The organism is Pseudomonas sp. TWI923 (genome assembly GCF_039673365.1).
Lineage (GTDB): Bacteria > Pseudomonadota > Gammaproteobacteria > Pseudomonadales > Pseudomonadaceae > Aquipseudomonas > Aquipseudomonas sichuanensis.
Window position 1 is genome coordinate 1 of the sequence record NZ_JBDJLM010000137.1, and the last position, 6,715, is coordinate 6,715.

At 64.1% G+C, this 6,715-nt stretch carries 9 protein-coding genes; 4 read left to right on the forward strand and 5 right to left on the reverse strand.

Annotation, left to right across the window (positions count from 1 at the left end; all coding sequences use genetic code 11):
* Window positions 1-134: 134 nt before the first annotated feature.
* Complete coding sequence (locus tag ABE459_RS25395; RefSeq protein WP_323828569.1) at window positions 135-998, reverse strand: universal stress protein; 864 nt, start codon at window positions 996-998, stop codon at window positions 135-137.
* Window positions 999-1,153: 155 nt separating this feature from the next.
* Between ABE459_RS25395 and miaE the strand changes: the two genes are divergently transcribed.
* Window positions 1,154-1,771: a tRNA isopentenyl-2-thiomethyl-A-37 hydroxylase MiaE gene (gene miaE, locus ABE459_RS25400; protein WP_258704773.1), complete on the forward strand. Its 618-nt coding sequence runs from the start codon at window positions 1,154-1,156 to the stop codon at window positions 1,769-1,771.
* 7 nt (window positions 1,772-1,778) lie between these two features.
* Here the strand turns inward: miaE and ABE459_RS25405 are convergent, their stop codons facing one another.
* The gene (locus ABE459_RS25405; RefSeq protein ID WP_125464806.1) at window positions 1,779-2,099 is read right to left on the reverse strand and encodes a DUF883 family protein; all 321 of its coding nucleotides are present in this window, start codon (window positions 2,097-2,099) and stop codon (window positions 1,779-1,781) included.
* Between the two features lie 128 nt (window positions 2,100-2,227).
* Here ABE459_RS25405 and ABE459_RS25410 point away from each other — a divergent pair, with 128 nt between their 5' ends.
* Window positions 2,228-2,491: a hypothetical protein gene (locus ABE459_RS25410; protein ID WP_110993960.1), complete on the forward strand. Its 264-nt coding sequence runs from the start codon at window positions 2,228-2,230 to the stop codon at window positions 2,489-2,491.
* 12 nt (window positions 2,492-2,503) lie between these two features.
* Here the strand turns inward: ABE459_RS25410 and ABE459_RS25415 are convergent, their stop codons facing one another.
* The 3 genes from ABE459_RS25415 to ABE459_RS25425 form a co-directional block, all read right to left on the reverse strand.
* The gene (locus tag ABE459_RS25415; RefSeq protein WP_323828571.1) at window positions 2,504-3,064 is read right to left on the reverse strand and encodes a GNAT family N-acetyltransferase; all 561 of its coding nucleotides are present in this window, start codon (window positions 3,062-3,064) and stop codon (window positions 2,504-2,506) included.
* Window positions 3,065-3,092: 28 nt separating this feature from the next.
* Window positions 3,093-3,563 carry an LEA type 2 family protein gene (locus ABE459_RS25420; protein ID WP_125464804.1) on the reverse strand — a complete coding sequence of 157 codons (471 nt, stop codon included), beginning with the start codon at window positions 3,561-3,563 and terminating at the stop codon, window positions 3,093-3,095.
* Between the two features lie 77 nt (window positions 3,564-3,640).
* Window positions 3,641-4,531, reverse strand: a complete 891-nt coding sequence (locus ABE459_RS25425; protein WP_125859402.1) for a LysR family transcriptional regulator — start codon at window positions 4,529-4,531, stop codon at window positions 3,641-3,643.
* Window positions 4,532-4,633: 102 nt separating this feature from the next.
* Here ABE459_RS25425 and ABE459_RS25430 point away from each other — a divergent pair, with 102 nt between their 5' ends.
* Together ABE459_RS25430 and speB are read left to right on the forward strand one after the other, a co-directional pair.
* A complete protein-coding gene (locus tag ABE459_RS25430; protein WP_323828573.1) occupies window positions 4,634-5,713 on the forward strand; it encodes an extracellular solute-binding protein in 1,080 nt (359 codons plus the stop codon).
* Window positions 5,714-5,738: 25 nt separating this feature from the next.
* Window positions 5,739-6,695 carry an agmatinase gene (speB, locus tag ABE459_RS25435; protein WP_125859400.1) on the forward strand — a complete coding sequence of 319 codons (957 nt, stop codon included), beginning with the start codon at window positions 5,739-5,741 and terminating at the stop codon, window positions 6,693-6,695.
* Window positions 6,696-6,715: the final 20 nt, after the last annotated feature.

Genomic DNA, 6,715 nt, shown 5'->3' on the forward strand with positions numbered 1-6,715 from the left:
AACGATGCATCGCCGATGGTAGTGTGGGGTTTCCCCATGTGAGAGTAGGTCATCGTCAAGATTCATTTCGCAAAACCCCTATCTGCGCATGCAGGTAGGGGTTTTGTCTTTTCCGCCAGGACGAAATCAGCGCTTCAGCCGCGAGCCAGTTCGGCAAGGTGCGCTATCACTTCCTCGCTCTTGAGCACCAGCGCATCACCTTCCAGAGCGTCGAGCACCACTTCGGCGGTATTACCGATCAAAGCCCCGGAAATGCCTGTCCGCGCCACGGTACCGATGACGGTCACCACGGCGTCGTACTTCTTCTCGGTAAAGGGAATCAGTACATCAGCCGGCCCCTCCGCTACGTGCAGGCGCTCCTCGCTGATGTCGAACTCTGCCTGGAAGGCCTTGCAGGCATCGCGATACCGCTGTTCGATGGTCTCGGTAAGCTGGTAAACCGGGTCAGACGCCGACAGCATGGGCGAGGGGTGTGCGCTGATCACATGAAGCTCACCTTTGGCCAGGCTGGCAATGTCATAGCCATGGTCGATGATGCTCGCATGCAGCCTGCGGTGGTCTTCATCCTGGTTGCCCACATCCACCGCTGCCAGGATCACCCCGCCAGTCCACGGCCGCTCACTCTTGACCATCAGCACCGCACAAGGGCACTGACGCAGCAGTTTCCAGTCGCTGGGCGTGAGCAGTGCCTTGCGTAGCGGGTTATCCGGCCGATGTTCCTTGATGACCAGTTCGCAACCTTCGGCCTGCTGCACACTGATGATGGATTCATGCAGGGTGTCGTGCCAGGCCTGCTCGTGGGTGACATTGTCATACCCGTCATCATGCAACTGGCTGCTGAGCAGGCTCAGTAGCGCACTGTGGTCATGCTTCTTGTCGCACATCAGCAGGTGCAGGCGAGCGCCGGTCACGCCGGCGATCAGCTTGGCCCGGGTCAGGGCCCGGCTGTGGGCGTGCTCGGGGTCGAGAACGACAAGGATGCTGCGAACGGCTTGCATGGCGTGAACTCCCTTCTGGATGGCGACCAATGCCTGACTATAGTCGGCGCACCTCCTGCCGCCGCTTGATATGCGTCAAGAATAGCCACTGGCACTCGCCGCTGCCGCCGGTATAATCGCCGGTCCTGCAGATATCTTTCGTGATTGTGAGTGTTATGTCCCAGATTCCTGAAATCGACGCCTTCCTCGGCTGCCGTACCCCAGACGCCTGGATCGAGGCGGCGCTGGCCGACCAGGAAACCCTGCTGATCGATCACAAGAACTGTGAATTCAAGGCGGCCAGCACTGCACTGAGCCTGATCGCCAAGTACAACACTCACCTCGACCTGATCAACATGATGTCGCGCCTGGCCCGTGAAGAGCTGGTGCACCACGAGCAGGTGCTGCGGCTGATGAAACGACGCGGTGTGCCTTTGCGGCCGGTGTCGGCCGGGCGTTACGCCTCGGGCCTGCGTCGCCTGGTGCGTGCCCACGAGCCGGTGAAGCTGGTGGACACGCTGGTTGTGGGGGCTTTTATCGAGGCGCGCAGCTGCGAGCGTTTTGCTGCTCTCGTACCGCACCTGGACGAAGAACTCGGTACCTTCTACCACGGCCTGCTCAAGAGCGAAGCCCGGCACTATCAGGGCTACCTCAAGTTGGCCCATGTGTACGGCGATGAAGCCGAGATCGCCCGAGTCGTAGAGCAGGTACGGCAAGCAGAAGCCGAACTGATCAGCTCGCCCGACCAGGAGATGCGCTTCCACAGTGGCATCCCCATGGCCCACGCGGCCTGATCCGCCGCTATTGGCGGCGCCCCAGCAGCAGGCCCACCACCAAGCCGAAGCCTGCGGAGATCGCCACCGTCTGCCATGGATGACCGCCGAGGTATTGCTCGGTGGCATCGACCACCGGTTGCGCCTTCTGGCCCAGGCGGCTGGTGGCGTCACGGGCCTGTCGCAGCTTGAGCCCCAGTTGGGCGCGCAGGCCGTCGGCGTCTTCGCCGACCAGCGATGCACTGTCGCTGAGCAGTTTCTCGGACTCCTCGATCAACGCCTGGAGTTCGCTGAACACCTGGTCCTTGATTTGTTCACCATTGTTTTTCGCGGCGGTATTCCTGGCCATGTACACGTCCTCGTGCAGAGTGGGGTTGAACAGTGGATGCCGTGGCGTCGGGAAAGTTGCAGCGGCTTACCGGCGCTCGGCCGCTACGGTGTAAGATAGCGCCCATTTTTCAGTGGCAGGTATTACCCATGAGTTTCAATCTGGCCAACATGAGCTTCGCGGAACGGGCGCAGATCGAGGCAGAAAAAGCGCGCTTGTTCCAATACTGGCAAGGCAACCTGGCCAAGGCCAAGGGTGAAGCAGGGCGGCTGATTGCAGAAAAGCCGCGACGCAAGGGCAAGTGGGCGGAGTGGGTGCGTGCCGAACTGGATGGCATGTCGCCGCCCGAGTTCACTCAACTGGTGCGCAGCGAGGTCAACAAGCTGATGGCCGCCGCCAACGCCGGCCGCTGAGTCAGGCCACTTTCAATTGGCCCCTGCAGCACCCAGCTCGAGCCACTCCTGCCGAGTGATCTCCCACACTTCCTGCGCCAGGCAACCGCTCACGAAGTTGCCTTGCCCAGTGCGCAGCAGGCGCATGCCGCCGCGCTGGGAAACACGTCTGGACGCTTCGTTGGGCACCGCCTTGGGCACGCGCATGACCTCGCGCTGCAAGGTGTTGAACCAGAACTCATCGACCACGGCGCAGGCCTCTGTCATATAGCCCCGGCCCTGGTGGGCGGGTGCCAGCCAGAACCCGCGGTTGTTGTCGGGCAGGTCCATCAGGCTGATGCTGCCGATCAGCTGCTGGGGGCGTTCGAGCAGGCGGATCGACCAGTGCCACTCACGCCCCGCAGCGATCGCCGGCAAGCAGATATCGCGCAGGTAGCGCAAGGCACCATCCTCCGGGTAGGGCCACGGCACCAGGGCATTCAGGTAGCGCACCACTTCCCAGTGGGGGAACAGTTGCTGGATGGCCTCTGCGTCGCTCAGTTGCAAGGGGCGCAGCAGCAGCCGGGCGGTTTTCAGTTCAGGCGCAGAAGACATTGGTAGCTCCTTTACCAATTCAGGATGTTTACCAGCCGGCTGCGGTGGCAGCAGGCAAGTCCAGTTTGCCTTTGTCGGTGAAACGCACAGTACCCAGCGGGCCGCCGGCCAGTTTGCCGCGCAGCACATAAGGCAGCCCTTGCAGCGAATCCGCCCGGCTCAGGCCGTAGGCCTGGCGCAGGAAGGCGAAGGCGGTGACGCTCACCGGCACCACGATCACGGCTTCGTCGTAACGGCCGATGTGCCCACGCTGGTCACTCACGCCAGCCGCCAGGGGCTGGTCGTTGACCTCGAGATTGAGCGCGATGCCATTGAAGTCGACCGCTGTTTCGTTGGGGTTCTGCACGCGGATTTTCACCGCCATGCGGATCTCCAGATCCTGGCCGGGCAGGGGGTCTATGCCGATCACACTGATGTTCAGCGGGTCGCGGTTGTGCAACAGCGCGCAGGCATTGAGGCCCAGGGCCAACAGCAGGATCAGGCAGCAGCGGAAAAGCATGGCGTTCACGGCCTCGACTTACGGGCGAGCCTGCAGTGTGGCAAATGCACGGCGGCGTTGAAAGTATTGGCGACCCCTCAAGCGAACACCGCGAGCACATCCTCGACAAAGGCCCGCTGCGCTTCCCCAGGCACCTGCCCGCGATGCCGCGCCAGGGTAAACGGCACGATGAAATCCAGCCCGGTATCCAGCGCCCGCAACAGCCCTTGCGCCTCCCACGGCGCGGCGCAATGGCAGGGCAGGTAACCGATATGCCGGCCCGACAGCACCAGCGTCAACGCGCTGTCGATCTGCTCCGCCACCGCCTTGCTGTAGCGGCTCTGGAACGGCTCGCCCTGCTTGAGAAAGCGATAGGGGTGGCGCACCTGGTCAACTTCCAGCAGTTGCTCCCGGCTGACATCGACAGCCTCGAACAGCGCGTGTCCCGCACCGCAGTACAAACGCTGGCGTTCATCGAACAGCGGTTGATAGTCAAACGCCGCCTGGTTACCCGAAAAATAGCTGATCGCACAATCTAGCCGCTGCTCCAGCAACAGCCGCTCGAGTTCTGCAGGCGGGGCGCTGATCAGTTCCAGCTGCACGGCCTCGTCACGCTGGCGAAAACGCGCAATGGCCTGGGCGATGCGCAGGGTGACGCTGCTGTCCTGGTTCTCGGCAAGGCCGATGCGCACACTGCCCAGCAGGCGCCCGGCCACGCCGTTGGCCTGTTGGCGAAACTGCTCGATCTGCAGCAGCAGGCCACGGCTCGCCTGCAGCAGCAGTTCACCTTTCTCTGTCAGGCGGAACCCACCCTTGCCGCGGCTGCACAGGCGATAGCCCAGGCGCGTCTCCAGCTTGGCCATCTGCTGGCTGATGCTCGGTTGGCTGAGCCCCAGCACCCCCTGTGCGGCACTGAAGCCGCCAGCCTCGGCTACAGTCACGAACAGCCGCAGCAGGTGCAGGTCCAGGTCATGGAGTTGTCCAAGCATTACATTGCTCCAGGTGGATGTCAGCTTTACACAGTTGCCATTTTTGCAATGTAACCCGGCAGGCATGCTGGCGGCATCCACCCATTTGCCGAGGTGTCCGCCATGCGTCGAACGCTGTGCTTGCTGTCCCTGCTGATCGCCTTGCCGCTGCAGGCCGAAGAGAAGGTCGTCAACCTCTACAGCTGGGCCGACTATGTCGCCCCGCAAACCCTGCAACGCTTCGAGCAGGAGACCGGTTACAAAGTCCGCTACGACACCTTCGACACCACCGAAGTGCTGGAAACCAAGCTGCTCACCGGCCGCAGCGGTTATGACGTGGTGGTGCCGTCGGCCACCGTGCTGGCCCGCGCGCTCAAGGCCGGCGCACTGCAACCGCTGGATTCGCAGTCGATGCCAGGCTACGCCAATCTCGACCCGGATCTTTTGGCCAAGCTGGCCGAAGCCGACCCGGGCAACCGCCATGCCGTGCCCTACACCTGGGGCACGCTGGGCCTGGGGGTGAACGTCGAGGCGGTACGCCAGCGCCTGGGTGATGTCCCCCTCGACAGCCTCGACCTGCTGTTCAAACCCGAGTACGCCAGCCGCCTCAAGGACTGCGGGATCGCCATGCTCGACTCACCGCAGGAGGTGATTGGCCTCACCCTCAACTACCTGGGCAAGGACCCGTACAGCCAGGACAAGAAAGACCTGGACGCCGCCCAAGCCCTGTTGCAGCAGTTGCAGCCGTCGGTCAGCTACGTGGCCAACGGCCGTCAGATCAACGACCTGGCCAACGGCAGCGTGTGCCTGGCACTTACCTACAACGGCGACGCCGCCACCGCCGCCGACCAGGCCCGCCGTGCCGGCAAGCCGTTCGAGCTGATCTACCGCATCCCCCGTGAAGGCACCCTGGTGTGGCAGGACAACCTGGTGATCCCCAAGGATGCCCCGCACCCCGAAGCCGCCCGGGCCTTCATCGCCTTCATGCTGCGCCCCGACTCTGTCGCCGCCCTGACCAACTCGCTGTTCTTCGCCAACGCCAACCAGGCTGCCACGCCGCTGGTGGATGAGGCGATCCGCACCGACCCGGACATCTACCCCCCGGCCGAAGTGCGCCAGCGCCTGTTCGCCGACCGCAGCATGGCGCTGTCCGACCTGCGCCAGCGCAACCGCCTGTGGACCGCCTTCCGCAGCCGCCAATAACAACGACAACACCAGGAGACAGACCGTGGATCTCGCCCAGGACAACGACCAGGCCATCACCCGTGACAGCCTCTACGGCACCGCCGCCGAGAGTACCTACGCCGGCATCACCAGTTTTTCCCGGCGCCGCTACAGCCGCGATCTGCGCGGGGTCGATGTGGTGGTCAGCGGCGTGCCGTTCGACACGGCCACCAGCAACCGCCCGGGGGCGCGCTTCGGCCCACGGGCGATCCGCGCCGCCTCGGTGCAGCAGGCCTGGGCCCGGCACTGGCCGTGGGCGTTCGACCCGTTCGATCACCTGGCAGTGATCGATTACGGCGACTGTGCGTTCGACAGCGGCACGCCGGCGTCGGTACCCGACAGCATCGAGGCCCATGCCGAGCGCATCCTCGAAGCCGGCTGCGCCATGCTCACCCTGGGCGGCGACCACTTCATCAGCTACCCGCTGCTCAAGGCCCACGCCCGCCGCCATGGCCCGCTGGCGCTGATCCACTTCGATGCCCACAGCGACACCTGGCCCGACGAGGAAGGCAAGCGCATCGACCACGGCACCATGTTCTGGCACGCCGCCCGCGAGGGCCTGGTAGACCCGGCGCGCTCGGTGCAGATCGGCCTGCGCACCACCAACGACGACAGCCAGGGCTTCGCCATCCTCGATGCCCGCCAGGTCCATCGCCAGGGCACCGAGGCGATCATCGCGGCGATTCGCCAGCGGGTGGGGGACATGCCTGTGTACCTGACCTTCGACATCGATTGCCTCGACCCGGCCTATGCGCCCGGTACCGGTACCCCGGTGTGCGGCGGCCTGAGCACGGTGCAGGCGCTGGAGATCCTCGGCGGCCTGCGCGGCATCAACCTGGTGGGGATGGACCTGGTGGAAGTGGCGCCCGCCTACGACCATGCCGACATCACCGCTCTGGCCGGGGCGACGCTGGCAATGGAGATGCTGTGCTTGTATGCGGCGCGGCACAAAGTGAGCTGAATTCACGCAGACGATCGCGG